The organism is Pseudorhodoplanes sp., assembly GCF_046289595.1.
Lineage (GTDB): Bacteria > Pseudomonadota > Alphaproteobacteria > Rhizobiales > Xanthobacteraceae > Pseudorhodoplanes.
The window spans coordinates 11,710-12,608 of the sequence record NZ_JBKBVB010000125.1 but is presented as its reverse complement, the minus strand read 5'-3'; the positions used below and the strand labels follow the sequence as shown (position 1 = coordinate 12,608).

General features: G+C 64.1%; 1 protein-coding gene and 1 pseudogene. One reads left to right on the top strand and one right to left on the bottom strand.

Going from position 1 to position 899, the window contains the following annotated elements; all coding sequences use genetic code 11:
* A pseudogene (locus ACK41X_RS19685) lies at nucleotides 1-167 on the bottom strand (malonyl CoA-acyl carrier protein transacylase); the annotation flags it as partial.
* A 337-nt stretch (nucleotides 168-504) separates the two neighbouring features.
* Here ACK41X_RS19685 and rpsF point away from each other — a divergent pair.
* Nucleotides 505-899, top strand: a 395-nt coding sequence (gene rpsF / locus ACK41X_RS19680; protein WP_409726767.1) for a 30S ribosomal protein S6, incomplete at its 3' end; no start/stop codon positions are given.

The window sequence follows — 899 nt, the reverse complement described above, 5'->3', positions numbered from 1 at the left end:
GTCAGCCGGTCCGCGGGACCATCCCACATCACGTTGGAAAGCTTTTCCCCGAGCGCCGCGTCCACCTCCTCGAACACCTGCCGCGCGACGGGAAAGGCGTCGGCCAGGGCCTTGCCCATTCCCACCACCTGGCTTCCCTGCCCCGGAAATACGTATGCCGCCGCCACCGTTCCCCTCTCATTCTTGTTTGGCCCAACCGACCGGTCAAAATCTGGCCCGACAGACTATGTGACACCGGGCAAGTCAAGCCGACGGGGACGCGTTTCGCCTTGCCTTCCGGCCGAAAACCCCTATAACCCCGGCTTCCGCTCGTCCCGGCCGGGGGCTGAACGGACGGCCGCGCATTCCTTACGGAGCGTGCGGCAGGGCTGATCGGCCCGTCGTCCCGTGTCCCCGCCAATCAGAGCATCGAGCTTTCCGAAGGTTTGCACCCCGCGTGGTCCGCACCTTTCCGAAGTCTCGTTTGGGCTTTGCGCCGGACAGCGCCAACGAAAGGAAGGCAGGATGCCGTTATACGAGCATATTTTCCTCGCGCGTCAGGACGCGAGTTCGCAGCAGGTCGACGATCTGACCAACCAGTTCAAGGCGATTGTCGAAGGCGCCGGCGGCAAGGTCGCCAAGACCGAATATTGGGGCGTGAAGTCCCTGTCCTATCGCATGAACAAGAACCGCAAGGCGCACTTTACGTTGATGAATCTCGATGCCCCGGCTGCCGCCGTTGCCGAGATCGAGCGTCAGGAGCGGCTGTCGGAAGAGGTTCTTCGCTACCTGACGATCCGGGTCGACGAACTCGAGGAAGGCCCCTCGGCAATGATGCGCAAGGCCGAGCGCGACGATCGTGAACGCGAAGGCCGCGGCTTTGGCGGCGGTTTCGGCGGCGGCCGCGATCGCGGTCCGCG